This is a genomic window from Pirellulales bacterium (assembly GCA_036490175.1).
GTDB lineage: Bacteria > Planctomycetota > Planctomycetia > Pirellulales > JACPPG01 > JACPPG01.
In genome coordinates this window covers 1-1,648 of sequence record DASXEJ010000229.1, presented here as the reverse complement: position 1 = coordinate 1,648, position 1,648 = coordinate 1, and the positions used below count along the sequence as shown (strand labels likewise).

The 1,648-nt window shown below is 60.1% G+C and carries 1 protein-coding gene; it reads right to left on the bottom strand.

The features are described 5' to 3' along the window. Positions 1-187: 187 nt before the first annotated feature. On the bottom strand, positions 188-1,648 hold a 1,461-nt coding region (locus tag VGG64_16675), incomplete at its 5' end, for an IS1634 family transposase (GenBank protein ID HEY1601238.1).

The following is a 1,648-nucleotide window of genomic DNA, read 5'->3' as shown; positions in this document are numbered from 1 at the left end:
GTGATTTCGTGCAAGTCCTTGCTGCTTGAAGAGATGACCTCATTTTTGCACTGCGCCGTGCCGCCGTCCAACGGTTTTCTATCCGACTTTCTGACACTCGTTTCTTGATCGGCTCAACGTTAGCCCAAGTTAAAGAGTTCGGACGATCGGCAAAGGACTTAGGTGCGATATGGGTAGGTTTATTTCACTACATTTGGATTACGTTGTCCATGCGGCGGAGGCGGCGCGGGAGCTTCAAGCCGAGGCGGTGAAGCAACACGGCCTGGCCGTCGTCCGGTTCGGTCACGCAGCGTAGCGTGATCTTTCGTTGGTGGCCGTCGCGGGGCGACTTGGCCGTCAATGTCACGTCACCGCTTTTCAGTTTCGCGATTTCTTCCAGCAGCGTTCGCGGGGCGTCGCCGAGCCCAGAGTTCTTCATCCAGCCGGCCAGCGTCTTCCACAGGGCATACGCCAGGAAGCAGACCAGGATGTGGGCTTGGACGCGGTCTTCTTTCTGATGCCAGATCGGGCGGATTTCCAGCTCGTCTTTCGTGATGCGAAAGGCCCATTCGGCTTCGGTCAGTTGGATATAGCGCTTCCACAACGTCGCGGCATCGACGCCTTGCAGGTTGCTGCGGAGCAGGTAACAGCCATCGGCAAGCCGTGACCAATCACCAAACCGCGCATTGCGCTGCCAAGTGATTTCGAGTAGCTGCTTGCCCCGCGGCTGGGCCAGTTCCTTGATCGTCACGTCGAAAGCGTGAGAGGCGCGCCAGTTTTGCTGATTCAATCGGCCCAGCCGTTGGCCGGCGGCCGCCGTGTCCTTCAATCGCCCGGCTTCCGCAGCGGCTTGCAGCTTCTTCAGACCGGCTTCCAAGCGCGACGTGAATTTCTCGTGCATCGCCAATTCCTTCTGACGACGGTCGGCGCTGCGGGCCAGCAGAAACGTCTCATCGCCGGCCGGGCCGGGCACGAGTTTCACCTCGACGCCTTCCTGGGCGGTTGCCCAATCCTTGTCGGTCAAGTGCTGTTCGAAACGACGCAACATCGCCTTCGGAGTGCCAACGATGTACTGCCCGCCACGCTCGCGCAGGAATTTCAAGTTCGCTTCGCTGACCATGCCGCGATCCATCACCCAGACCCGATTCAACGAGCCATGCTTTTTCTCCAGCGACTCGATCATCGTCCGCACCGTCGTCGAATCGTGCCTGTTGCCGGCGAATACTTCGTACCCCAGCGGAAAGCCGTCCTCGGTCACGACCAGGCCGATGCAGACTTGCGGCCGGTCGCCACGCGAATCACGCGAGTAGCCACGCTGGGCAAGCGGGCAGCCTTCCATGTCTCCCTCGAAGTACGTGCTCGTCACGTCGTACAGCAGCAGGTCGCACTTCAATTCGAACAACTCGCCCAGCCGCTCGCGCAAATGCCTTTCCAACGACTCCTTGTGCGGAAGCAGACGATCCAAACCTTTGTACAAGCGATCCGGGTGAACTTGTTCCGGCCTGACGCCGAGCAACTCTTCCAGCGCCGTTCGTCGATACCAGGTGTCGGCAATGTGCAGCTCGCTCGACGGTTCGCAGAAGCGGGCCAGGACCAGAATCGCCGCGACCGCCGCCCACGATACTTCTTCGCGCCCCGGTTCGATCAGCCGATCCAGCAGTTGGTCGAG